This is a genomic window from Cyanobium sp. BA5m-10, assembly GCF_024346255.1.
GTDB classification, from domain to species: domain Bacteria; phylum Cyanobacteriota; class Cyanobacteriia; order PCC-6307; family Cyanobiaceae; genus Cyanobium_A; species Cyanobium_A usitatum.
Map to the genome: position 1 here is coordinate 1 of NZ_JAGQCP010000028.1, position 22,696 is coordinate 22,696.

Here is a 22,696-nt window from a genome sequence, read left to right on the forward strand (position 1 = left end):
GCTTCCACCTCCATGGCCCAACTGCCAGCTCTGGTGGCAGCAATGGAACTAGCAGCCCTGCATCCATGGGGGGTGGGCTGATGCCAATCATCTCTGCCGAACTGGTCCACGCTGGGGGTAGGCCTGCTGCCCTAGAACTCGAACAGCAGCTACTCAGCGGCCAGACCCTGCTCAGTGAATCCGCAGACCACCTAATCGAGGTGGTGGATGTGCTCAAGAGCTATGGAGAGGTGCTGGATGCTTACAGCATCAACCTGATCTTCCAAGCCGAGCAGCAGTTCCTGCTGCCCTTTCCACTGTTCAAATACCTTGATGGTGACAAAAACCCAGCCAAGATCTGGCGCCATCTGATCCACGACCGGATCAACTTCGAATACGCCGAATACTGCATGAAGGCCATGCTCTGGCATGGCACCGGCGGTCTTGATGCCTATCTGGATTCCGATGAGTTTGCGGCCAACTGCGCTGCGATCATTCGCCGTAAGACAAGAATTGATCCTCTTCTTGCTCTGCTCAACCCCCTGTTTAGGGGCTTCCTGCCCGAGCTGATTCGTACGGCTGCCACCACCCACGCTCTCGGTCAGTTTTGGCGGGTCATGAGTGATCTGTTTATCGATCTGGCCGAGGCTGAGGCAGATGGCAGGGTTGGGTCTATCGATGCTGTAGTCGAATTCATCAAGGACGGACTTGTCGCCGCCGCTGCCAACCCGATCACCTACGGAGTGGAGGTTGACGGCGAACACTTCTGGGTGCTGCCACCGGAGGCCGGTCTCACCTTCCTGGTGGATGTGGCCGTGCCCTACGTGGAGGCGGTCTTTCTGCGGGGCATGCCGTTCCTGGGCACGGTGAGCTTCAACGCCCAGGCCCAGCAGATCTCACCAGACCAAGCGCAGTTTGCCTACGGCGCCCTATTTGCCGACCCCCTACCGAGCATGGGTGCCGGCATTCCACCCAGCCTGCTGATGCAAGACATGTTCCGGCATCTGCCGGAGCGGTTGCACCAGTGGTATCGCGAGCGCACTCGGGGAGAGGGAGATGTGCGGGTGAAAATCTGCATGAGCTTCCAGAAGTCGATGTTTTGTGTCACCAATGCAGCGATACGTGGCACCTTCCCCCAGCCGCTCAATAGCAGCGAACCAGCAGCCCAGGCAGCAAACCGGGCCTATGCCGCAGCCTGGGCCTCCCGCCTGGCCACTGCCCGCACTGATTGCCTTGACTGAGTTTGCCTTGACTGAGATTGCCTTGACTGAGTTTGCCTTGACTGAGCCCCAAATGACCTTTTTTAGCTTCAAGTAATGGACCAACCCTGGACCCCGCGCCCCAAACCCGAGCAGGCCGAAAGGCTGGAGCGGCGCATTGAATTCATCGACTACGCCACCACCAGAGACTTTCTGGAGCGTCTCAATGCCCTCTGCGAGACCGAACAACGCTTCCCTGATATCAGCTTCGGGCGCACCTACGTGAACCTGACTCTGCGCGCCGAAACTGAAGACTCCCCAATCGAAGCAGCAGACTGGGCCTTCACAGCAGCCATTGATGCTCTGGTCTGTTGACTCTCCCAGTCCCCGGCAACGACACGGTGATTGATCTACAGGCGGCCTATGAAGGAGCCGGCATTCAGGCGACGCTCGATCAACTCGACCTGGAGCTGATCGGCCTACGGCCGGTGAAGGCGCGCATCCGAGAAATCGCTGCCTTATTGGTGGTCGACAGGGCCAGGCAGCAAGTGGGGCTCGAGACCAAGCCGCCCAGCCTGCACATGTCATTCACGGGGCGACCGGGCACGGGCAAAACCACAGTTGCTGCCCGGATGAGCAAAATCCTGCACGGTCTCGGCTATGTGCGCAAAGGCCATGTGGTGACCGCTACCCGCGACGATCTGGTGGGGCAATACATCGGCCACACCGCGCCAAAAACCCGGGAAATGCTCAAGAAGGCACTGGGCGGCGTGCTCTTTATCGATGAGGCTTACTACCTCTATCGACCAGAAAATGAAAGGGATTACGGCGCCGAAGCCATCGAAATATTGCTGCAGGTAATGGAGGGTAATCGCGACGACTTAGTAGTAATTTTTGCGGGCTACAAAGACCGAATGGATATTTTTTATCAATCTAATCCAGGGCTCTCATCCCGTGTAGCAAACCATATCGATTTCCCGGATTACAGCGCCGAGGAACTACTTGCCATTGCCCAGCTGGTGCTAGCTGACGAAAACTACCGCTTCAGCCAGGAGGCCACTGCAGCTTTCGCTGACTACATCCACCGGCGCATGCAGTTGCCCTTCTTCGCCAATGCTCGCTCCATTCGTAACGCTATTGATAGAGCGCGAATGCGCCAGGCCAACCGCCTATTCAGCCGCATCGGTAGCCCCCTAACCAAACTAGACCTGATGACGATCGAGGCTGAAGACATCACGGCCAGCCGTGTATTTGACGGTGAAGTAGAGGGACTAGACCCATCTCGGCCCCTCACCTAAAGTCAGGGCTGATTTGATCGCCCCATGTCCCTTACACGCCTTACCGCAGCCGGATTTGCCCTGGGAGTGGCCCTTTGGGGCGGCAGAGCGGGTGCGGCCCCCACCTGCACCTTTCTGCAACCGGTTGGGGGAAATGGCAGCTCACGGATCGTGTCCAAATCGGTGGGAGCGGCCAAGGTCACCCCGATCGGAATGGCCTTAGGTCGCACCAACTGGAACACCGACTTTCTGGTGGACCAGCCCTACACCAGCTTCAAGTTCTTTTTCACCGCCAACAGCTCGGACCCCAAGGCCAAGTACCCCGTTGAGGCCTACATGAAGTTCAGCGATGGCTCAAGCCTGCAGATGTTCAATACAGAGATAAATCCGCCGATGGGCACAGGCAAAATGTTCGGCCCCTTTGCAATCGTGCCCGGCAAGCAGGCAACCCAGATGAATTTTAAAGTAGGGGCAAGCAAGGATCCCGGTGCCTTGGGCTTCAGCTATAGGATTTCAGTGCAGGGGTGCCGCTAAATTTAATATAATTTAAGCAGAGCTTTAACGACGCTTTCGGGAGTCTATCTGCAGCAGGTCTCGCACCTGCTGCACTTGGCGTGAAAGAACCGGATCGCTATTTAGTTTGCGGTCGATTTGTTCAACGGCATACATCACCGTGGAGTGATCCTTGCCACCAAAAGCCTCGCCGATGCGCGGCAGGCTCAGATTGGTGCTCTGGCGCATCAGGTACATACCCACCTGGCGGGCCTGGCTGACGGCTCGCTTGCGGCTAGCGCTGCGCATCTCTTCTACGCCCACACCGAATACCTCGGCCACCTTCTCGATTACTTGGACCGGCTTCACCTCCACATCCCCACCACCGGGATCGAGCATGGGGGCCACCGATTCCACCGTCATCGGCAGGCCGGTGATCGATGCGAAGGCCACCGCCCGGGTTAGTGCCCCTTCCAGCTCGCGGATGTTGGAGGTGAAACGGCCGGCGATGAACTGGATCAGGTCGCGGGGCAGCACCATCTGCTCCTGCTCGGCCTTCTTGTGCAGGATCGCCATGCGGGTTTCCAGGTCTGGAGCCTGGATATCGGCAATGAGGCCCATCGAGAAGCGGGAGATCAGCCGCTCCTGCAATCGAGGAATCTGGGACGGAGGGCGATCGGAGGCAATCACGATCTGGCGGCCCGCCTCGTGCAGGGCGTTGAAGGTGTGGAAAAACTCCTCCTGGGTGTATTCCTTGCCCTCAATGAATTGAATGTCGTCCACCAGGATCAGGTCGGCGGCGCGGTAGCGGTCGCGGAAGGCCTGCATGCCGTCCTTGCGGATCGCCTGGATCAGGTCATTGGTGAAGGTTTCGGTGCTCACATAGAACACCCGCGCCTCGGGGTTGATTTCAAGTCGGTAATGGCCGATCGCCTGCATTAAATGGGTTTTGCCCAGCCCGACTCCACCGCACAGAAATAGGGGGTTGAACTCCCGGCCCGGTGCCTCGGCTACCGCTAGGGACGCAGCGTGGGCCATGCGGCTGTTGGGTCCCACCACGAAGCGGTTGAACACGTAGCGGGGGTTGAGGCCCGGCGCCAATTTTCGGGGGGTCTCGCCCGTAGCACGCGGCGCGGCATCACGACTGGTCACGGCCACCGGAGCCAGAACCGCCGCCGCACCACTGGCGGACGCCGCAATGATGTCATCACCGCTGGCTGCGGAAACCCGAACCTGAACCTGGCGGCCGGCGATCTCACTGGCAACCGCCTCGATCGTGCCGAGGTAGTTCTTGCGCAGCCAGCCACAGGCAAAGCTATTGGGGGCCTCAAGCTGGAGCTGGCCGGCCTCAAATCCCTGACAGCGAGCCGGTCGTATCCAGGTCTCAAAGGTGGGCTTGCTGAGGTTGGCCTGCAAAGCCTGTTGAACCTGGTGCCACAGCTCCTCTCCCTGCTGCACCGAATTCCGCCGTATCGAAGGAGCCGAATCTACGCATGGTTGCGCAGCAGGGCCGTCTTTAATGAAACGGATTCAGACCTGGCCCAGTTCCATCCCCATGCTCCGCCTCTCCCCCCGCTGTCGAGCTGCGCTAGTCGCCCCTGCAGCGCTGCTGCTGGTGGGCTGCAGCCAAGGGCTGCCTGGGCTGCCTGGCCGCCAGAGCACCCAGACACCGATCAGTGATGCACCCCCAACGCCGTCGCTGCAGCAGGGCAACACCCTGATCGTTGATGCGGTGGCCAAGGTGGGGCCAGCCGTAGTGCGAATCGACACCGTCAAGCGCCTGGTGAACCCCCTGGGCGGCCTGTTTGGCCGCGGGCCCACCATTCAGCAGCAGCAGGGCCAGGGCTCGGGCTTCATTACCCGTTCTGACGGAGTGTTGCTCACCAATGCCCACGTGGTGGAAGGAGCCAGTGAAGTGACTGTGACCCTGCCCGATGGCCGCAGCTTCACTGGCAAGGTGCTCGGCAGCGATCCGCTCACCGATGTAGCGGTAGTGAAGGTGGTGGCTTCCAAGCTGCCGGTGGCTCCGCTGGGAGATTCCGCCAAAGTGCGCCCGGGCGAGTGGGCCATCGCCATTGGCAATCCGCTGGGCCTCGACAACACCGTCACAGCTGGAATCATCAGCGCGATCCAGCGCACCAATGCGGTAGGTGAGGGCCAGCGCGTGCCCTACATCCAGACCGACGCCGCCGTGAATCCCGGCAACAGTGGCGGCCCCCTAATCAATGACCGGGGTCAGGTGATCGGCATCAATACAGCCATCCGTCAGGCCCCAGGCGCCGGCCTGAGTTTTGCGATCCCAATCAACGTTGCTCGCCAGATCGCCGCCCAGATCCTCGAGAAGGGCTCCGCCAGCCATCCCTACATCGGCGTACGACTGCAGGCCCTCACGCCCCAGTTGGCGAGGGAGATCAACGCCAGCACCGATGAATGCCGGCTTCCCGAGGTGAATGGGGTGGTGGTGGTGGAGGTGATGCCCGGCAGCCCAGCCGCAGAGGGTGGCCTAATGCCCTGCGACCTGATCGACCAGGTGGGAGGCAAGGCCGTAAAGAACCCCTCCGAGGTGCAGCTGGCCGTGGACCAGGGCCGGGTGGGTCAGCCCCTGGCCGTATCCCTGCGTCGCGGCGACGGGCGGCTGACCCTGCAGCTCAAGCCAGCAGAACTGCCCCGCCAGGGGTGAGTGCTACCTGCAGTCGCCAGCTGATCGTGATGGCCCGCTGGCCGGCTCCGGGCCGTTGCAAGCGACGCTTGGCCCGAGAGCTTGGCGCGGCCAGGGCCGCCCAAATCCAGGCGCGGCTGACAGTTCACACCCTGGCGGCGGCTAGGGACGCCCGCCAGGGTCACGGCCTTGAACTGGTGCTTGCCGTTGAGGGCTTGGGTGGTCTCGCCGCCAGCCGTTGGGGCCAGGCGCTCGGGGCGGACAGAACCGTGCTGCAGGGGCGAGGGGCTCTGGGATTGCGCATGCAGCGCCAGTTTCAGCGTGCCGCCAGGGAAGGGGCCAGCAAGGTGGTGCTGATCGGCAGCGACCTGCCCGAGCTCGAAGCCAGCGACCTGTCAGCCGCCTTTACGTCCCTTGGGCACTGCCAGGGGGTGTTGGGCCCGGCCCTCGATGGGGGCTACTGGCTGATTGGGCTGCGGCGTCCTGAGCCGGAGCTGCTCGCAGGCATCGCCTGGGGGGGCGCGCAGGTGCTCGAGCAAACCCTGGCGGCAATGGCGCGTCGGGGCCTGGAGCCGGAACTGCTAACCCGCCGCGGCGACCTCGACTGGGCCAGGGACCTGCTGCCATGGCGCTGATCACCCCAACCATCAATCCAACCATCACCGTGGTGATTGCCGCCCGCAATGAGGCGCCGCGGCTGCCTCTGTTGCTGGCCGATCTGGCGGCGGGGTGGGAGTTGCTGAAGGAGATTGTGGTGGTGGATGGCGGCAGCGCCGATGCCAGCGCCCGGGTGGCGGCCCTAGCCGGTGCCCAGGTGCTGGCCAGCCCCCCCGGCCGGGGGAGGCAGTTCGGCTTGGGAGTTGAAAGCAGCGGCGGCTCCTGGCTACTGCTGCTGCATGCCGATGCACGCCTGCCAGAGCGCTGGCAGCAAGCCGTGGCACGGGCCATCGACCGCGATGGGCCAAAACAAATCGATGCGGCCTGGTATTTCGACCTCAGGATCGCTGGGGCTGGCCTTGGCCTGCGGCTGGTGGAGGCGGGAGTAGCGCTGCGCAGCCGCTGGCGGCAGCTGCCCTATGGCGATCAGGGCTTGCTGCTGCCCCGATCGCTGCTGCAGCGGGCAGGGGGCCTGCTGCCCTTACCCCTGATGGAAGACCTGGAGCTGGCGCTGCGACTGCGGCGCCACTGCCGGCTAAGGCCGCTGGGTGCCCAGCTGAGGGTTGATGGTCGCCGCTGGCAGCAGCTGGGCGTATGGCAGACGGCACTTAGCAACGCCCAGCTGCGGCGGGCCTGGCGGCGGGGCGGCAGCGCCGAGGAGCTGGCTAGCCGCTACTACGAAGCCAGTGATAAGAGCAGGCGCTAGGGCGAATACCAGAAAGCGCAACGGCGCTGCAGCGGCTCAAGCTCCCAGCCCTGGGCGACATAAAAGGCCACTACCTCTGGGTCGGCAAACAGGCTGACCCGATCCACCTCCATCGAGCGCAGCTGATCGAGGACGTAAACCATCAACTGCTTGCCCAGCCCAGCGCCCTGATAAAGGGGATGTACTGCCACGTCCCAGACGGTGGCCTCGACGACGCCATCGCCGGTGCAGCGGGCGAAGCCCACCAGCTTGGGCATCCGGGCATCGTGGCGCCACAGACCCACCCGCAGCAGGCTGTGCTGGAGGGCTTTGCGCACGCGGCGCAGGGGCCGGCGGCTCCAGCCCACGGCATCGCAGAGCCGCTCAAGCTCGAACAAGTCGATTTCTCGCTCGCGGCTGAGCACCAGGCTGAGCTGGGAATTAGGCGTGGGGCAGAGCCGGTGCTGGTTCCCGTAGAGGCTGTTGAGGAGCTCGGCCGAAGCCACAGGGGCGGGTGCAACGCAATGGAACGATCCTGCCCGATGGTCGTTCGAGTTGCGATCGCTGCGCCAGCCTGGGGGGCCCGAATTGCCGAGCGCTGGTGCACCAAGCCCCCTCCCCCCTGCTGGTGGCACTGCATGGCTGGCTGCTGGCCGGCAGGTTGTGGACGCCCCTAGCTGCAGCGCTGGCACCACGCTGGGAGCTTTGGAGTCCGGATTTACCGGGCTTCGGCCAGCGGCCCAGGCCCCGGGGGCTGCAGCCAAACCTGGCCAGCTACGGCCGCTGGCTAGCCGCAGCGGCCCAAGAGCAGGCGGGCGGCAGACCAATAGTGCTGCTGGGCCATTCGCTCGGGGGCAGCGTCGCCCTGCATGCGGCGCCCCTACTCGGCGAGCAACTGGTGGGGTTGATCCAGATCGCCGCCGGCGGTGGCGTGTATCAGCCGCGAGCTTTTGCCCAGGTGCGCCGCGGCGGCGCCCTGTTTTTGCGCTGGCGGCCTGGCTGGCTGGCGGAGCTGCCCGGCAGCGATCCGCTGCGCAGCCCCCTGGTCGCCGAGCGCCGGGCAGCCCAGGGACTGCTGGCCTGCAGCACCGGCCGAGGCGCAGTGCGCAAGCTGCCCCAGCTCACCGCCCGCCTGCAGGCGCCAAGCCTGTGGATTGCCGGCGAACGCGACCAGGTGATGGCATCTCGCTATGTGCGCCATCTGGCCGGGTACGCCCCCCAGCACGAGTTCATCGAGCTCGCTGGAGCTGGCCACCTGCCGATGGGCCAGATGCCGGAACAACTGGCAGCCCCGATTCAGCAGTGGCTGAGCCAGTTGCCAGGGTCTGAAGACTGATTTAGAGCGCCGCTAGGCCCAGCTCCTGCAGGTCGGCCAACTGGGCGTAGACGCCGCCGGCCAGGCGCAACTCGCTGTGGCTGCCCTGCTCAATCAAATGCCCCTTGCGCAACACCAAGATGCGATCTGCGGTCTCCACCGTGGCAAGGCGGTGGGCAATCACGATGGCGGTGCGCTGCTGCAGCAGGCGCGAAAGATCCCGCTGCAGGGTGGCCTCGGTGGAGGGATCCATAAAGGCAGTGGCCTCATCCATCACCAGCACTGAGGGATCGCGGATCGCCACCCGGGCTACCGATAGAAGCTGGCGTTCACCGGAAGAGAGGTTGCCGCCGCGCTCCCGCAACTCGGTGGCCAGCCCATCAGGCAGGCGCTGCAGCAGGGGCTCTAGGCCCAGCTCAGCGCAGATCCGATGCAGGGCTTCGCTGCTGATCGGGGCGTCGAGGCGCAGATTGTCGGCCACATTGCCGCTGAACAGGAAGGTGTCCTGCAGAACCACCCCAAGCCGCTGGCGCAGGGTGGTGATCGGCAATTGGCGGATATCGATGCCATCGAGCAGGATCCGGCCGCGCTGGGGCTCATAGAGCCGGCACAACAGCCGGATCACGGTGGTTTTGCCTGAGCCGGTAGGGCCCACCAGGGCCACGTGTTCACCGGGAGCAATGCGGAAGGAAAGATCGGTGAGGATCGGGTCGTCTTCTCGGTAGGCAAACGACACGTTGTCGAAGATCACTTCACCAGCACTGGCCCGCTTGCTGCCGCTCTGAATGGCTGCAGCAGAGCATTCATTAGCGGGTAGATCAGCGATCTCGATCGGTTGCTCAAGCAGCTCGCCGATGCGTTCAACAGCGGTGAGGCCGCCCTGGATCTGGGTGAAGCGCTCCGCCAGCTGGCGCAGGGGATCGAACAACCGCTGGGAATAAAGGATGAAGGTGGTGAGGGTGCCTAGACCCATGGAACTACCAAGCACCAACCAACCGCCCAGGGCAAGCACCACGGCCACGGCGCTCAGGGCCACCCATTCGATTAAGGCCGAGATAGCGCTGTCAAAAAGGATTGTGCCTTTGACGGCCTCGCGATATGCGGCATTGACCTGGGCGAAACGGGCGCTGTTCGCAGACTCTCGCCGAAACATCTGCACCACCTCCAAGCCCTGGAGGTTTTCCTGCAGATCGGCATTGAGCTGGCTGAGCTCCTCACGCACCCGGTAGTTGGCTTTACGGAAGCGACTCTGCAACCAAAGAATGCCAAGCACCACCGGCACCTGACTGACCAACAGCAGCAGGCCGAGCCGCCATTCAATTGAGAGCATGGTGATCGCGATCACCAGCAGGGTGACCAGATCGGCCAGCACACCTACGGCGCCGCTGCCAAACACCTCTGCTAAGGCATCGACATCACTGGTGAGCCGGGTGAGCAGCTTGCCAACGGGGGTGCGGTCGTGGAAGCGCAACGACAGCGCCATGGCGTGGGCAAACAGCTCGTCGCGGATGCGGGCGGTGAGCCGCTGGCCAACGAGCTGAACGTTGAAGGTTTGGATGCCCTGCAAACCCAAACGCACCAATACCGCGCCAACCAGCAACAGCACCAGCAGGCGCATTGCCTCCGACACCGCCATGCCATCAAGCCAGCCCAGGGTGGGCTCGCGCCGCAGCACGGCGATCGCCTGGCCCACCAGCAGCGGCTGCACTGCAGCGGCGAAGGCCACCGGGATCAGTAGCAGCAGGGTGAGACCGAGGCGGCGGCGATCACGGCCGAGGTAGGGAAGTAGGCGGGCTAGGCGTTGCCGGTCGAGGCTTGCCATCAGCGACCTCGGGGAGTGGCAACCAGAGCGATGCGGTCGACGATTCCCTGTAGGGGACCGTCGTCGAGTCGCAGGGCTAAGGGGTGGCCCACCAGCCTGGCGGTGGAGTGGAAAAGATCTTCAATGGCGATCAGGCCGTTTTCCTCCAGGGTGCGACCGGTGGCTACCAGATCGACGATCGCCTCACTCATGCCGGTAATCGGTCCCAATTCCACCGATCCAGCCAGATGGATCAACTCCACCGGTAGGTCGAGTGCATCAAAGAAGGCCTGGGCGCAGCCGGTGAATTTGCTAGCAACGCGGCAGTGGGCGGGCAGGTCGGCGGCGCGGCGATAGCCACTACTTGCCTTCACCGCCACGCTCATGCGGCAACCACCGAAACCCAGATCGAGCAGCTGGGCCACTGGCAGCTGGTGTTCGCGGATCACGTCGTAACCCACCACACCGAGCTGGGCCTGGCCGTAGGCCACATAAACGGGCACATCGGCATTGCGCACCAGCAGGGCCCGGGCCTGACCGCAGGCGCTGGGCACCATCAACTGGCGGTTGCCGGGCTCAAGTAGGCCAGCGAAATCAAGGCCAGCGGCCGCAAAGCGAGCCACCGAATCCTTCAGCAGGGCTCCTTTAGCGAGGGCGACGGTGATCATGCCGGGGCTGCAGCGGTGATCATGGAAAGGCGCCACAAACTGGACTTTAACGATGCAGCAACTCAGCGTCGGGCTGATTCCGGTACTGCGCGACAACTACATATTTCTGCTGCAACGCCAGGGACAGGCGGTGGTGGTCGATCCTGCGGTGGCAGAGCCAGTGATCGCTGCCCTCGAGCAGCAGGGGCTGGAGCTGGTGGCGATCCTGCACACCCACCACCACAGCGACCACATCGGCGGCACCCCCGGCCTGCTGGCCCGCTGGCCCAAGGCGGCGGTGCTGGCCAGCCGCGACGACCTGCAGCGAATTCCGCTGCAAACCAAGGGGGTGGGCGATGGCGACAGCTTTGAGTTGCTCGGTGAGCGGGTGCAGGTAATCGCCGTGCCGGGGCATACCCGCGCCCACATCGCCTACTACCTGCCCGCTGCCGGGCACCTGTTCTGCGGCGACACCCTGTTTGCCGGGGGTTGCGGGCGCTTGTTTGAGGGCAGCGCAGCCGAAATGCATGCATCGCTGCAACGGCTGGCCCAGCTACCGGCAACCACCAAGGTCTGGTGCGCCCACGAATACACGCAAGCCAATTTGGGCTGGGCTGCCGCGGTGGTGGCAGCCAGCGATCCCTGCGCCGGCGCTATCGAGGCGCGGCTGGCGGCGGTTGGGGCGGCGCGGGCCCGGGGGGAAGCCACCATCCCCAGCAGCGTGGAGCTTGAGCGGGCCACCAATTTGTTTGTGCGAGCCAGCAGCCCGGAGCAGTTGGCTGAGCTGAGGAGTAGCAAGGATCACTGGCCCAGCTAGGGAGGGGGGGGCACCTGCAGGGCCTGCTGGGATGGGAACAGCACACCAACGGCTCCGGGGCGCAGGGCTAGCCGGCAGCGTTGGCCCCGGCTGTATTCGGCCTCCAAAGGCAAGCGCAGCCGCAGTTTCAGATCACCGAGCTGCACTCGGTAGAGCCATTCCCGGCCCAGGAATTCGCGCCCCTGCACCCAGGCCTCGCCCTCCGCATCTGGATGGAGACCAATCGCCTCCGGACTGACCAGCACCTCCTCGCTTTCACCTGCAGTTCCCCCTTGGGGCAGCAGGGAGGAGCCGGCTGTGGCGTGCAGGCTTCCTAGAGCTGTGATCACCTGCTCACCACACCGCTGGGCCGGCAGCAGGTTGCCTTGGAGCACAAAGCGCCCCACAAAGGAGGTGGCGGGGTGCTGCACCAGCTGCCTGGGGCTGGCGCATTGATGCAGCACCCCATCGCGCAACACCGCCACTCGATCACAGATGGCGAGTGCTTCTTCGGGATCGTGGGTAACGATCAGGCCGCTGGCACCACAGCGCGAAAGCACGGCGGGCAGCTCGCTGCGCAGCCGCAGGCGCACCTCCACATCGAGGTTCGAGAAGGGTTCATCGAGGAGCACCACAGAGGGGCCCGGCGCCAGGGCCCGGGCCAATGCGAGCCGCTGGCGCTGGCCGCCCGAAAGCTCGTGGGGATAGCGGCCTTCCAAGCCATTGAGCCCGAGCAGCTCCAGCAACCAACTAGCCCGGCTGCTGTCCTGACCGCGCCGCAGGCCAAAACAGGCATTGCGCCAGGCGTCGAGGTGGGGGAATAGGGCGTAGTCCTGGAAAACCATGCCAACGCCGCGGCGCTCCGGTGGTAGCCAGCGGCCTTGACCGGCCACGGCCCGGCCGTCGATCAATACAGAACCGAGCTCTGGCCGCTCAAAGCCAGCGATCAAGCGCAGCAGGGTGGTTTTGCCGCAACCGGAGGGGCCAAGCAAGCCCACCAATTCGCCCTGATGAAGGGCTAGATCAATGCCCTGCAACGTCCAGTCGCCTGCTGTGGCATTGGCGTAGCGGTGCCACAGGCCTTGCAGCTGCACGTGTTCGTGCAACGGCAAATCGGCAGGCATCAGCTCGGCAAGTGGGCTGGCGATCGGCGCAGGACCGGCAAGGGCCATAGGCTCAGCCACCATCTTGACCTGGCATGAGTCACCCGATGCAGCCCGAAGCCGTAATCACCGCCAGCGCCCCTACGCCAGTAGGCCCTTACAACCAGGCAGTGAAGGCGGGGGGAGTGCTGTATTGCTCCGGTCAGATCGCCCTGGATCCCAGCACTGGCTTGATGGTGGGGGCTGGCGATGTGGAGGCCGAGACCCGCCAGGTGCTCAGCAACTTGCAGGCCGTGCTGGAAGCTGGCGGCAGCAGCCCAGGACAGGTGCTGCGCACCACGGTCTTTCTGGCAGACCTGGGCGATTTCGCTCGGGTTAATGCGATTTATGCGGAGCTATTTAGCGATGGGGTTTCGCCGGCTCGGGCCTGCGTCGAAGTGGCGGCTCTGCCCAAGGGGGCTCGGGTGGAAATCGACTGCATTGCCTTAGCCGTTTAGTAACTGACTGCCAAGGAACTAGTTGGGCGGATTCAAGGGGCAATCCATCAGCCCGGCAGCTTGCTCATCTACGGCGCTGAGTCGCTCCAGGATTGAGCGCAGGTCGAGGACGGACAATTCGCCATCTCGCCCCCACTTCATCACCGAGCGACCGATATCAGTTGAGTCGCCATTGCCGGAGCTCATCACCATGGCCAGGTCCCCGCGTGTTGATTTCAACACTAGCCAGGCGCGGGGAGCATGAATTCAAATAATTCGCCCTGCACCAGCACCGAGCCCTGGCGATGACCAGAGGACTGGGGGTGACCCCGGACTGGAGCAGCGCAAAAGGTCTGCAAATGTGACGTCCACTCTTCGGCGCGGAAGACGGCATACGGGGAGGAAACCGGGGCGGATGCCGAGGCGGAAATCATGACCCTGGGCAATTAATACACCCGTACTATAGGCGTGAAATTGCATTGTCAACGGGCCAGGCCAGTCCTGGCATGCCCCGCTTTGACCAGGATGATGGGTTCGCCTGTCTGCGATTGAGATGAAACTGCCAGAGGGTTGGCGGGTCTGGCTGCTGGTTATTGGGCTGAATGTCCTAGCTGGCTATCTCTGGTTTACCGATCGAGGCGTCGAGCCGCCAGTCGCTGGTGGCAACCTCCTGGACCTGATCCGATCCCTAGGCCGCTGAGCTTTGCATGATGGCGCCGGCGCACCCCTAAGCTCATCAGCGTCGGGGCGTGGCGCAGCTTGGTAGCGCGGGTGCTTTGGGAGTCCCGGCTGCAGCAAGCTAGATCCCAGTCATAGCCTCGATTTGATACCCGCGACGCCACCAAAAAAGTGACGGCGAGTGACAGAGGCCAAAGCTGATGGTTTGGACGCCCTATGCCGATTGGATTTTCACCGGAGTGAGCATTGCCAGCTTGTTGGTGGTGGTGTGGCTGGTACTGCGGCCAAGAGCTTGACTTCCAACAGCTTTGCGAGCTAGTACGGGAGTACTTGCTGCAGGGGTGGCGTGAGCAAGCAGGCTTGGATCCAGGACCCCAGGACCGCCAACACCATGCGGTTCCACTTCGATCCCAAGAGCTGGAGCGCGCACCCGATGTACTTCGTCGATTCAGGCCGGCCGCTACCTGGTGCGCCACCGCTGCTCAAGACCCGCAGCCAACTACATGTGAAACAGGCGCGGGAGCTGTGGAGGAAGATTAATTGTCTTTCCTTGAGTTAAATTAGGTGAGCTGCCAGAGGGTACAGTGCTAAAGAAGCGATTGGTTCTGGGCGGATTCTCGCTGGCTGCGGCATTGGCAGCTGGCTACTACCTTGCCAGCCCTTTTCTAGCTCTAAACGGTCTCAAGAACAGCTTTGAGAACAAAGATGCAGACAAGGTCAATCAATACATTGACTATCCAGCCCTTCGTGAGGACCTGAAGGGGCAGATGATGGCTGCTGCAATTAAGAATATGCAGAGCGACCCAGAAATGAGTTCAAACCCATTCTCCGGGTTCGCGACGGCCATTATTGGCCCCATGGTTAACGCCATGGTCGACTCCTATGTGACGCCATCTGGGATGAAGACTGTGTTGACTTTGGCTTCAGGTGAGCAGGCTTCTCAGGATGAAACTTCTCAAAATCTTGCTCAGAGAGCAAAGGACTTAAACGAAGCTCTCAAGAAAACATCTTTTGGCTATGAAGGCCTAGATAAATTTGGAGTGACGGCAACAGGGGATAACGGTGACAAGACAAAGCTAGTGTTTGCACGCTCCGGCTTTGCTGACTGGAAACTCAGGGGTGTGGTTCTGCCACAGTGATCCATGATCTCTTTCACCTCCATGGATATTCCCTACTGCCAGCCCCTTTATATCTGTGCGAATATTGGGTTTTCACAGTGGGGCTCTGAGGTCGACACCTAGCTGCATTGCATCAGAACTGGTCCTTCTGATTAGCTATTCGCAATCAAGGTACTTGCTAACCTCTCCCCTGTGAGTCAAGCCCGCAGCAGCTTGTGGCGGTCATGGCCGTCGAGCAGCTCAGCCGGCACTGCTGAGAGCCTCCCGGTCGGGTGCTGCGTTTGGGCTATGTCATGGGCTCGGGCAGCGTCCAGCGCCTGCACCATCTCGATGCCAAAGCCGGCACCATCAGAGAAGAACACCGCGAACTGGGGAATGGCTCTAAGGGGTGGCAGCTTGATGCTGGTTGATAGGGAGCAGTGTCCATGTCACCCCCAAGGTCACCGGGGCCTGTATGGCCGTCAAGCCGAATTGACTTCTTCTGCGGCGATGCAGTCGAGTAGATCGTCTTCGTTGAAGTCGGTTATTTGCTCGCAGATTTGCTGGTGCCTTTAGGCAGAAGGTTGCCGCAAGCGCTCACCAATTGGCCAGTAGCGGCTAAGGCTGGGCGCTTCGCTTGGATGGCTTCCAGGGCATCGATGACTGAGAGGGCGAAGTTGAGCCCCTCCCCAGCTGAGCGCTTAAAGGTCACGATCCCGATAACTTCGCCATTGGCGTTCAGCAGCGGGCCACCGCTATTGCCAGGATTCACCGCAGCATCGGTTTGGATCAGCGTGGTGCCCTCTGGAACCACTGAGCGGAATTCCCCTTCCGACCGCCGAACACTGCTGACGATGCCACGGGTCACAGTATTGGCCAGCCCCCTCGGATTGCCGAGCGCAAATACCTCTTCGCCAGGCTTGGGATAGGAGGCATAGCAGAGTGGCAGGGGTGTTTTTATGCGAGCGCTCGTAGGGCGAAGGATTGCCAGGTCTTTTTCACGGTCACGGAAAATGACCTCGGCAGTAGTTTCGCTACCGTCGGCATAGCTGATGTCTACCGTCTTCTTTGACTGGACAACATGCCTGTTGGTGAAGATTAACCCAGTCGACTCGGCCACAAAACCTGTGCCAGTGCCAATTCCCGACTTGATTCCAACAACTTTGTCCAATGAAGCAGCAACGATTTTCTGAAAGCCAGCGGCTGGGTTAATCGGTGGTGTCGTTAGCTTGAAAGGCGGAACGGGATCCTTGGCTGAGACGACTGAGTAGAGGCTTTTGAGGGATTGAACCGTTTTCTTGCCAATTGGAAGAACCTTTCCGCTCTCCCCCAGCTTGATGCTCAGTGACGGTTCACCGGAAGATTCAGAGAGCTGCTTGATTAAAGCAGAGGGTAAAGTGAAAGATCCCTCATCACCATAGATTCTGTATTGCTGATCAGCCAAACCAATGATGACTGGACTTGGCAGTCCGCGTGAATCACGAACCCGGCCAAAAGGGCAGGCCAAGAGCCCGCAGCCGGTTTTGATGTACAAGATACCTTGTAGCGTATCGACACTCCACTTGGTGAAAGCACCTGTCTCAGTGCTGTCGCCATTGTTTAGCCAGTCGCGATCAAAGACAGCGTAATCGACATTGCCATCGAAGCTAGATTTTAGCTTTACGATAGTTGACAGCGGAACCTTTGATCCTGGAGTTTTCCAATCCTGATCTGTGGGAATTTCAGCTGTAAACGGTGGATCCGCGATCAACTGCTGAGCAGATGCTGATGGGGCAGCCGCTGACGCAGTTGCGATAAGCAGGGCAAGAAGATAGCTGCGCAGCTGCATGTGCTTTTTAAATACAGATCAACACTAATCCTTTGGCGTCCAACGGGGTGACGGGCCTGGAGAAGGAAGAGGCGTGGTAGCAGGTGGAACCTCGGTGGAGTGCAGACGTGGATCGATAGGTGCGCTAGCTACCCGGCTCGCCTTCCTTGAGCACGACCGTTACCCGATGGCCTGGGAACAGCTCTTTGGCAGCCTTGAGGGCCTCGGCCTTATCAGCAGCGAAGACCGGCGTCACCGCGATGCCCTCGGGCAGGTCAGCGATCACGTCGAACAGCAGGCTCAATGCCTTAGCGATCAGCTGATGGTGGTCTAGCTAACCAATTGCTCCATGGCTACTGCGTTGCCGTATGACCGGCATAAAGTCTTGATCTAACAGAGGAAGCTCAATGCGCTGGCCGATGCTTATTGCCGGCGTGGCGCTGGCGTGAGCACCGCAAGCAACCTCAGCGCAGGGATTCGCAGGCTTTCCCATCACCATCGCCATCGAGGTAGCTGTAGCCCTGCCGGAGCAGCTCTTGAGCACGGGCATAGCTGCCGATTTGGCGGCAGGTGAGTCGTGGGCCTGCAGGGGCAGCGGTTTGGGGCGAAGGGGTTGTGGCAGTTGGTGGCAGGCGCCGAGCACTGCGACCTCGTCGGAAATCCCAGGGCCTCTCGATGCCACCCGGCACGGCCCACACCCCGAGCCGCTGCCGTTGGGCTGAAGCCTCTGCACCGAGGTAAGCGGCCTGATCGCAGCCGCTGAGGTACTGCCGGTAGGCAAAGGCTTCGCCGCTGCTCACCATCGCCAGGTTCAATGATCGACCGTTGCGGAATACCTCAGCGACGGTGCGGCCGTATCGGTCGGTGGTCTTGGTCTTGATCGAAACCACCGAGCCAACGGGGGCCAGGACCTGCAGTTGCTGACGGGCTGCCATGCCGTAGGGCTTTTGTGCCGTCTCGGGGGCGTCGATACAGGCCAGGCGAATGGTGATCCGCTTGGCGCTATCTCTGACGCGGATGGTGTCACCATCGCCCACGGAAAGGACCATGGCAGCCCCAGCAGGGCTGGCCAGCAGCAGGGGCAAAGCGAGGATTGCAGTAGCAGGAGCGGTGAGAGGTTTCATTGATGGCTCAGTCGGGGAGTCGATTCCTCGCCACGGCTGTCTGCTGGCCATCGTTTGTGACGCAGAAAATTTCCTGCGGTGCGACCCGGCACTCACCAGAGGAGTAGCGGACAATGCGCTTACCAAACCTCTCAGCCGTCAGTACGACAGGGAAGACATTGCTGCCTTCTGGCGGCATGGCTGAAATACCCCACGTGAGCCCTCTTAGCCCGGTGTTGTCCACGTCGAAGTGGAGATTCAGCGAGCCGTCTCTAAGGGTAAACACCGTTGCCCTGCATGAGCCGGTGTAGGCCGGTGTTTCGATTCGACAGGTTTTCCAGTGGGCTGAGACGACAGGCTCAGCGGTCTGCCATTGCGCCAGGGCCGGTCCGGCTAGCAGTAGAGGTAGGGCTAAGGCAACAGGGCGTATCACTACGGCTTCACGGCCTTAGCGCCATTGCAGGCAGCAGCCTTCTGGATCTTGGAGTCGGAGGTGTTCCGGCAGAGGTACTGAATGGAGCCATTGCTTTTCTCGACCTTCTGCCAGTAGAACCCGCCGGGGCTGGGCTTGCCTTCTGCCAGCACCTTGGCAATGGCCGGGGCGGTGGCTAGGGCAGCGGCGAGGATCAGCAGGGGCAGGAACGTACGGCGCATGGTGGTGATGGCTGTGTAGGTCCCAATCCTGGGATGGGAACGGTCAGCTGTCAGTAGCTGCCGGTTCTAACGCAGCGGCCAGGGCAGCCATGGCAGTGGTTGGTGAGAAGCCCAGCCGGGTAGCCATGCGGCGATTAGCTGGGGTCTCAAGTGCCTGGCTCGCCTTCCTTGAGCACGACCGTGGCTTTCCTTGGAGTAGCACCCATTGCCGCTGTCGGCTGCATCGCTACAGAGAGCAAGCGTCAGACTGAGTTGCTAAAGATTATTGCTAGAAAAGATGGTTGAAGTTGGCTTTATCTGGCTTCGCGCCTAGTTACGCAACGGTCGATGACCAGTCGCTCGTCAGTGCTCGCTTTGCTAGGTCTTGTCCAGGTTCCCCACCGCTCATCTGCAGGCTTGCGGTTGACCATCAGGCTGGTGCAGTTCACTCCGATCAAGGATCTCCTCATCCCCTGTATTCGGTCGCGCTCATCAGCGGAGACCACTCCATCACGAACAAGCTCGTCAAGGCTTGCATCAAATCGAGCAGGTGGACGATTGGACAGTTTTGATTCGAATCCTGGGAGCGCCGGCCAACTGATACCTCCGCTAGTGGTCGGCTTGAGCCCCAGCACCATGGGGGTGCGACCGGAGGACGCCTGAGCGAGGCGAACCTGGCTGCCAACAACAAGCCGTGCGGTTTCAAGACCAGGATTGAGACGCAGCAGTTCCTGCAGGGTCAATCCATAGCGCTGGGCAATCTTTAAGACCGTGTCACCAAAACGGACAACAGCACGGTCCTCCACAGGAGGCAGGGACTGGAGAGGAGGTGTACGACGTAGCTCGCTGGTGTCGATCGCTGCCAGCTGCTTTATTTGCCTGGATTGCTGGCTGGGAACAACCAGCCAGTCACCTTGACGGAATTGGTGGTCTTCGTTGACGTCGTTGAGCTTGGTCAATCGCTCTTCAGCGAGCTTGAGGCGGCCGGATAGCTCTTCAACGCTAATGGGCTGGCGAACCTTGACCCAAATCTTGTCTACGCTGAGCGCAGGTAGGGCAGCATTCATACTGTCAACCGTATTTTTAAAGTTGTCTCCTGAGAGCTCAAGTTCTTTGACTTCCGTGACCCATGTTCCATCCTTCTGCTGACGCCAAGTCAAAACGTCAATCTCCTCATTGCCATAGCGCTTCCACCTGCGGGCGTACTCCTCCCTCTTGCGACGCGCCTGAAACTCAAGGGTCTCTTGGCGACGTCGTGCTGCCTCGGCATCCATTCGCCGGAGATCCTCAAGTCGCTGCTCGATCTGTTCGGGGGTTTCCGCAAAACATGGCAAGCAACAGGCGAGCCCAAGGGCTAGTGCGGCAAGCCTGATCAGAGACTTGTCAGTCTTCACGACACGGTTCTCAGACAGAGCTTTATTGATTCAACTTTGATGTGGGGTTGTGAAATCTCTGGGACGGTGGCCCGCAGGCACCAAAACAGAGGCGGGTTCCTTACGGATCACCCCAACCCCTTTCCAAGTTAAAGCCTTCTCAACTGACCCAAGGGGAAGGGGGTTGCAGTCCCATCCAGGATCACCCAACCAAAGCTGCGCTGCCCCCTCTCAATGCGGTGGAGGGTCCCATGCCGGTTGTCCCAGCGTGTGCGTGGGGCATCGACCAGAACCTCCTCCCCAATCTGCAGCTCCGGATTATGCAGGCCCTGCATAGTCACCACACCCGAAAATCGGTAGCGCCGGGCTGGAAGGTGTAGCGCTTGTCGTGGGTGGCCACCAGGAGATATTTGCAAGCGTCAGCGGTGTGATCGGGCCCGTTCGTGTCCAGATCCTCGGGATCGTGCTGGGCGTATTGCAGCCCGGGCACCGTCGCCCAGAACGATTCCACCTTGGGGGTGGCGTACAGACCCGGCGCAGTGGGGTCACCAGCCGCCTCCATCATCCGTGCCATGAGTTGCCAGCCCGGCGCCCGCTTCCCTTTTGGCCCTGCCACGAACCCAGCACCGTGTCGTTTGAGCTGGGCACCAATAGAACCACTGTCACCACCGATTTCAGCACCAATTGCCGCATCAGCCACTCGGTGTTTTTCCGCCACCCGCTCGATCGTGATGCCATTGCGTAGGCATAGCTCCCGGGCCGCCTTGGCCATCTTGCTAGTGGTCAACTCCCTATCACCTGTGCCCCATTGGCGGGTGCCATCGGGGCTGGTCAAGCACGTGTAGTGCTCATCCACCAGCACGATTGAGCCAGCGCCAAGTCGCTTCCCCTTCCACCATGTGGCTATCGGGCAGCGGTAAGCCAACAGCAGAGAACTGGGGGAGCGGGTGCCCCAGTCCAAACCCATCCAAACGTTCCAGTCGCTGTAGCCCTCAGCCCAGGTGGGTATTCCATCCCAGTCGGCGACCATGATCCGATTTTTGTCCCAGACGTGGGAGAAAAACGACCCACTTACCGCCCCCCAACTGCCGTAGACCTCTGACTGGATCTTGGCTGTGTCGTAGTTGCAGCTGGCCTTGAGGTTGGCGATGTAGGCATCCTTATTCGCCAGGTGGATGTTGTCGAAGAGCGTGGAATGCACGAGCACGCATTCCTTCTGGAACAGCTCAATGTGGGTGGGCTGCCAGGGCACCATCCGCCGAATGAAATTCTCGAAATGCCAGTACGAACCAGCGTTGTTGGGGTTGCAGGTAAGGACCATCCGTGGAGTCACACCCTCTGCTGTGCTCCGCATCGAGCTGCGCAACCGCAACAGCGGGGCAGGGTCAGCGATCTGGCCGCTCTCGTCGACGTAGACGTGGCTTAGGTCAGTGCCTTGGAACCTGTTGAAACTGGCCTCATCCTTGAGATAGTGCAGGTACAACACGGCCCCATTTGAGAAGCGAAACTCCTTTGCGCCCGTTAGGTAATGGCTGCCAGCCAGCTCAGGGCAACACGCGATCTGATCGGTGATCTCACGTTCGAGTTTGCGCAGCCCTGCCAGGTCACGCCGTACCAACGCACCGCAAAAGCCTCGGCCGAAACGGAGCACATCCCGCAAAAGCAGCAGCACCAGCCCGGTGGATTTGCCACCACCGCGGCCACCGCTCAGAAGTACGTCGTACTGGTCTGGAATTGAAAGCAGCGCCCTCTGCCAGGGGAGTGGTTCGAGCCGCTTTGGCCCAGTTGGTGCCGGTGTTTTTTCCTTGTTTTCCCGGTAGCGGCGGTCATCTGGTTTCAGCGGACTGCGCTTCCTTACCAGTGAACTGCCTTGCCGAGGCGCGGGTGTAGCTGTCATCGCACCCCCACCAGGTCCTGCCAGGCGGGTGATGGTGGGTTCGGACCAGCCCGCTCTGGAGGACGGGTGAGCAGGCATTGCCGGGCCTGGCTGAACATGGCGTGCCAATGCTTCAACTCCTTGCTGTTCTGCCAGCTGGCCTGACCCTCCATGCCCCGGATTGCAGAGGTGAGAGTGCCGGCCAGGCTGTTGGCAGTGACCTTTGCTGCTGCCGCCAGCGAGACGCAGGTGGGTTTGCCGGTAAACGCTCGGGTCATTGCTGCGGGCCCCGGTAGGCAAGCTCCCGACTTAGCGAGATCTGCCGTTGCATTTCCGCGGGTGATGGCGTCTTAGCCGCCCGAGTAGCTCGTTCGGCTTCGACAGTGGCGGCCAAGCCCTCCAGGGCAGCGTTCATCTCGGCCTGCACCCGTTCGGCGTGGTTATGGGGACGCTTAGCCGCAAGCTCCACCTGAAGGTCGCTGGTCCAAGGGGCCTCCCCTTCGATGGCCGCCGCTAGCTCCAGACTGATAGGCGGCCCCCAGAAAATTTCTGCGTCTTGAGCCAGCACGGGTGAAAGCTGCCGCAGAGCTGATTGCCAACTCCGTCCGCGCTCGTCACTCCAGGTCCATGGATTGACATTGGAGGGAATATCACGAACAGCTATTCCAGCCATTACTGCAGCTTTAAGCAACACGCCAAGCTCAAACTTGGGCTCTTGCAAACTTGACGCCATAACCAGTCTTCGTAGATACAATTATTATCGCTTACCGTGTCAAGTGTAGTAGAGAAGTGAACCTCGTAGAAGCCACAAAAATACTGCGGGTGTTGATCAAGGCCTGCCAATATTCAAACCACTACCCTCTGGGGCTGTGTAACAGTAACAAGGGACTTGAGGCCAAATGGAATAGAGCTTCTGTATATGTGGAGGGGCTAGTAACGCTGTCATAGCAAGCATTTCTGGACCCTGCCCCCTAAGGCAAAGCCACCAAGTTGGCGTTTTATGTGATAGACTAATGGGTGCAGGGGCTGAAATACCTGCACAC

Annotated in this window: 29 protein-coding genes; 13 read left to right on the forward strand and 16 right to left on the reverse strand. The window is 61.2% G+C overall.

Annotated features, from left to right (window positions below; genetic code table 11):
• Window positions 1-80: 80 nt before the first annotated feature.
• From KBY85_RS10405 to KBY85_RS10420, 4 genes are all read left to right on the forward strand, one after another.
• Complete coding sequence (locus KBY85_RS10405; RefSeq protein WP_254961466.1) at window positions 81-1,220, forward strand: CO2 hydration protein; 1,140 nt, start codon at window positions 81-83, stop codon at window positions 1,218-1,220.
• 75 nt (window positions 1,221-1,295) lie between these two features.
• A complete protein-coding gene (locus KBY85_RS10410) occupies window positions 1,296-1,553 on the forward strand; it encodes a 4a-hydroxytetrahydrobiopterin dehydratase (RefSeq protein ID WP_254961429.1) in 258 nt (85 codons plus the stop codon).
• Complete coding sequence (gene cbbX, locus KBY85_RS10415; RefSeq protein ID WP_254961430.1) at window positions 1,550-2,476, forward strand: CbbX protein; 927 nt, start codon at window positions 1,550-1,552, stop codon at window positions 2,474-2,476. The genes KBY85_RS10410 and cbbX overlap by 4 nt, the downstream gene beginning before the upstream one ends.
• A 24-nt stretch (window positions 2,477-2,500) precedes the next feature.
• Complete coding sequence (locus KBY85_RS10420) at window positions 2,501-2,989, forward strand: hypothetical protein (RefSeq protein WP_254961431.1); 489 nt, start codon at window positions 2,501-2,503, stop codon at window positions 2,987-2,989.
• 24 nt (window positions 2,990-3,013) lie between these two features.
• Here the strand turns inward: KBY85_RS10420 and dnaA are convergent, their stop codons facing one another.
• The gene (dnaA, locus tag KBY85_RS10425; protein WP_254961432.1) at window positions 3,014-4,405 is read right to left on the reverse strand and encodes a chromosomal replication initiator protein DnaA; all 1,392 of its coding nucleotides are present in this window, start codon (window positions 4,403-4,405) and stop codon (window positions 3,014-3,016) included.
• Window positions 4,406-4,502: 97 nt separating this feature from the next.
• On the opposite strand from dnaA, the gene KBY85_RS10430 reads away from it, so the two are divergent.
• From KBY85_RS10430 to KBY85_RS10440, 3 genes are read left to right on the forward strand one after another with little or no spacing between them, the layout of a single operon-like run.
• Window positions 4,503-5,627 (forward strand): trypsin-like peptidase domain-containing protein, encoded by a 1,125-nt coding sequence (locus tag KBY85_RS10430; protein WP_254961433.1) that lies wholly within the window; start codon window positions 4,503-4,505, stop codon window positions 5,625-5,627.
• Entirely contained in the window at window positions 5,624-6,241 is a 618-nt protein-coding gene (locus KBY85_RS10435) for a TIGR04282 family arsenosugar biosynthesis glycosyltransferase (RefSeq protein WP_254961434.1), read from the forward strand. Before KBY85_RS10430 ends, KBY85_RS10435 begins: the two co-directional genes overlap by 4 nt.
• Complete coding sequence (locus KBY85_RS10440; RefSeq protein WP_254961435.1) at window positions 6,232-6,969, forward strand: TIGR04283 family arsenosugar biosynthesis glycosyltransferase; 738 nt, start codon at window positions 6,232-6,234, stop codon at window positions 6,967-6,969. Before KBY85_RS10435 ends, KBY85_RS10440 begins: the two co-directional genes overlap by 10 nt.
• Here KBY85_RS10440 and KBY85_RS10445 read toward each other — a convergent pair.
• On the reverse strand, window positions 6,966-7,454 hold the full coding sequence (locus KBY85_RS10445) for a GNAT family N-acetyltransferase (protein WP_254961436.1): 489 nt from the start codon (window positions 7,452-7,454) through the stop codon (window positions 6,966-6,968). The genes KBY85_RS10440 and KBY85_RS10445 overlap by 4 nt on opposite strands.
• 95 nt (window positions 7,455-7,549) lie before the next feature.
• Here KBY85_RS10445 and KBY85_RS10450 point away from each other — a divergent pair, with 95 nt between their 5' ends.
• Window positions 7,550-8,284 (forward strand): alpha/beta fold hydrolase, encoded by a 735-nt coding sequence (locus KBY85_RS10450; protein ID WP_254961437.1) that lies wholly within the window; start codon window positions 7,550-7,552, stop codon window positions 8,282-8,284.
• Window position 8,285: 1 nt separating this feature from the next.
• On the opposite strand, the gene KBY85_RS10455 is transcribed toward KBY85_RS10450, so the two are convergent.
• Both KBY85_RS10455 and hisG read right to left on the reverse strand, forming a co-directional pair.
• Window positions 8,286-10,085: an ABC transporter ATP-binding protein gene (locus KBY85_RS10455; protein WP_254961438.1), complete on the reverse strand. Its 1,800-nt coding sequence runs from the start codon at window positions 10,083-10,085 to the stop codon at window positions 8,286-8,288.
• Window positions 10,085-10,732 (reverse strand): ATP phosphoribosyltransferase, encoded by a 648-nt coding sequence (hisG, locus tag KBY85_RS10460; RefSeq protein ID WP_254961439.1) that lies wholly within the window; start codon window positions 10,730-10,732, stop codon window positions 10,085-10,087. The genes KBY85_RS10455 and hisG overlap by 1 nt, the downstream gene beginning before the upstream one ends.
• Before the next feature lie 52 nt (window positions 10,733-10,784).
• Here hisG and gloB point away from each other — a divergent pair, with 52 nt between their 5' ends.
• Window positions 10,785-11,528 (forward strand): hydroxyacylglutathione hydrolase, encoded by a 744-nt coding sequence (gene gloB / locus KBY85_RS10465; RefSeq protein WP_254961440.1) that lies wholly within the window; start codon window positions 10,785-10,787, stop codon window positions 11,526-11,528.
• Here the strand turns inward: gloB and KBY85_RS10470 are convergent.
• Window positions 11,525-12,631 carry an ABC transporter ATP-binding protein gene (locus KBY85_RS10470; protein WP_254961467.1) on the reverse strand — a complete coding sequence of 369 codons (1,107 nt, stop codon included), beginning with the start codon at window positions 12,629-12,631 and terminating at the stop codon, window positions 11,525-11,527. The two genes, gloB and KBY85_RS10470, sit on opposite strands and share 4 nt — an antisense overlap.
• 74 nt (window positions 12,632-12,705) lie before the next feature.
• On the opposite strand from KBY85_RS10470, the gene KBY85_RS10475 reads away from it, so the two are divergent.
• The gene (locus tag KBY85_RS10475) at window positions 12,706-13,107 is read left to right on the forward strand and encodes a RidA family protein (protein ID WP_254961441.1); all 402 of its coding nucleotides are present in this window, start codon (window positions 12,706-12,708) and stop codon (window positions 13,105-13,107) included.
• A gap of 18 nt (window positions 13,108-13,125) precedes the next feature.
• On the opposite strand, the gene KBY85_RS10480 is transcribed toward KBY85_RS10475, so the two are convergent.
• On the reverse strand, window positions 13,126-13,299 hold the full coding sequence (locus KBY85_RS10480; protein WP_193486208.1) for a hypothetical protein: 174 nt from the start codon (window positions 13,297-13,299) through the stop codon (window positions 13,126-13,128).
• Between the two features lie 340 nt (window positions 13,300-13,639).
• On the opposite strand from KBY85_RS10480, the gene KBY85_RS10485 reads away from it, so the two are divergent.
• From KBY85_RS10485 to KBY85_RS10495, 3 genes are all read left to right on the forward strand, one after another.
• On the forward strand, window positions 13,640-13,786 hold the full coding sequence (locus KBY85_RS10485; RefSeq protein ID WP_254961442.1) for a hypothetical protein: 147 nt from the start codon (window positions 13,640-13,642) through the stop codon (window positions 13,784-13,786).
• A gap of 324 nt (window positions 13,787-14,110) precedes the next feature.
• Window positions 14,111-14,323 (forward strand): DUF1651 domain-containing protein, encoded by a 213-nt coding sequence (locus KBY85_RS10490; protein ID WP_254961443.1) that lies wholly within the window; start codon window positions 14,111-14,113, stop codon window positions 14,321-14,323.
• Between the two features lie 40 nt (window positions 14,324-14,363).
• A complete protein-coding gene (locus KBY85_RS10495; protein ID WP_254961444.1) occupies window positions 14,364-14,903 on the forward strand; it encodes a DUF2939 domain-containing protein in 540 nt (179 codons plus the stop codon).
• Between the two features lie 176 nt (window positions 14,904-15,079).
• On the opposite strand, the gene KBY85_RS10500 is transcribed toward KBY85_RS10495, so the two are convergent.
• From KBY85_RS10500 to KBY85_RS10545, 10 genes are all read right to left on the reverse strand, one after another.
• Complete coding sequence (locus KBY85_RS10500; RefSeq protein WP_254961445.1) at window positions 15,080-15,244, reverse strand: hypothetical protein; 165 nt, start codon at window positions 15,242-15,244, stop codon at window positions 15,080-15,082.
• Between the two features lie 161 nt (window positions 15,245-15,405).
• A complete protein-coding gene (locus KBY85_RS10505) occupies window positions 15,406-16,689 on the reverse strand; it encodes a S1C family serine protease (protein WP_254961446.1) in 1,284 nt (427 codons plus the stop codon).
• Between the two features lie 124 nt (window positions 16,690-16,813).
• Window positions 16,814-16,972, reverse strand: coding sequence for a hypothetical protein (locus KBY85_RS10510; protein ID WP_254961447.1), 159 nt, complete (start codon window positions 16,970-16,972; stop codon window positions 16,814-16,816).
• Between the two features lie 160 nt (window positions 16,973-17,132).
• On the reverse strand, window positions 17,133-17,792 hold the full coding sequence (locus KBY85_RS10515) for a thermonuclease family protein (RefSeq protein WP_254961448.1): 660 nt from the start codon (window positions 17,790-17,792) through the stop codon (window positions 17,133-17,135).
• Between the two features lie 7 nt (window positions 17,793-17,799).
• The gene (locus KBY85_RS10520; protein ID WP_254961449.1) at window positions 17,800-18,204 is read right to left on the reverse strand and encodes a hypothetical protein; all 405 of its coding nucleotides are present in this window, start codon (window positions 18,202-18,204) and stop codon (window positions 17,800-17,802) included.
• Window positions 18,204-18,425 (reverse strand): hypothetical protein, encoded by a 222-nt coding sequence (locus KBY85_RS10525; protein WP_254961450.1) that lies wholly within the window; start codon window positions 18,423-18,425, stop codon window positions 18,204-18,206. Before KBY85_RS10525 ends, KBY85_RS10520 begins: the two co-directional genes overlap by 1 nt.
• A 293-nt stretch (window positions 18,426-18,718) precedes the next feature.
• Entirely contained in the window at window positions 18,719-19,798 is a 1,080-nt protein-coding gene (locus KBY85_RS10530) for a LysM peptidoglycan-binding domain-containing protein (RefSeq protein WP_254961451.1), read from the reverse strand.
• A 316-nt stretch (window positions 19,799-20,114) separates the two neighbouring features.
• Complete coding sequence (locus tag KBY85_RS10535; RefSeq protein ID WP_254961452.1) at window positions 20,115-21,674, reverse strand: terminase large subunit domain-containing protein; 1,560 nt, start codon at window positions 21,672-21,674, stop codon at window positions 20,115-20,117.
• On the reverse strand, window positions 21,671-21,931 hold the full coding sequence (locus tag KBY85_RS10540) for a hypothetical protein (RefSeq protein ID WP_254961453.1): 261 nt from the start codon (window positions 21,929-21,931) through the stop codon (window positions 21,671-21,673). Before KBY85_RS10540 ends, KBY85_RS10535 begins: the two co-directional genes overlap by 4 nt.
• A complete protein-coding gene (locus KBY85_RS10545) occupies window positions 21,928-22,221 on the reverse strand; it encodes a hypothetical protein (protein WP_254961454.1) in 294 nt (97 codons plus the stop codon). Before KBY85_RS10545 ends, KBY85_RS10540 begins: the two co-directional genes overlap by 4 nt.
• Window positions 22,222-22,696: the final 475 nt, after the last annotated feature.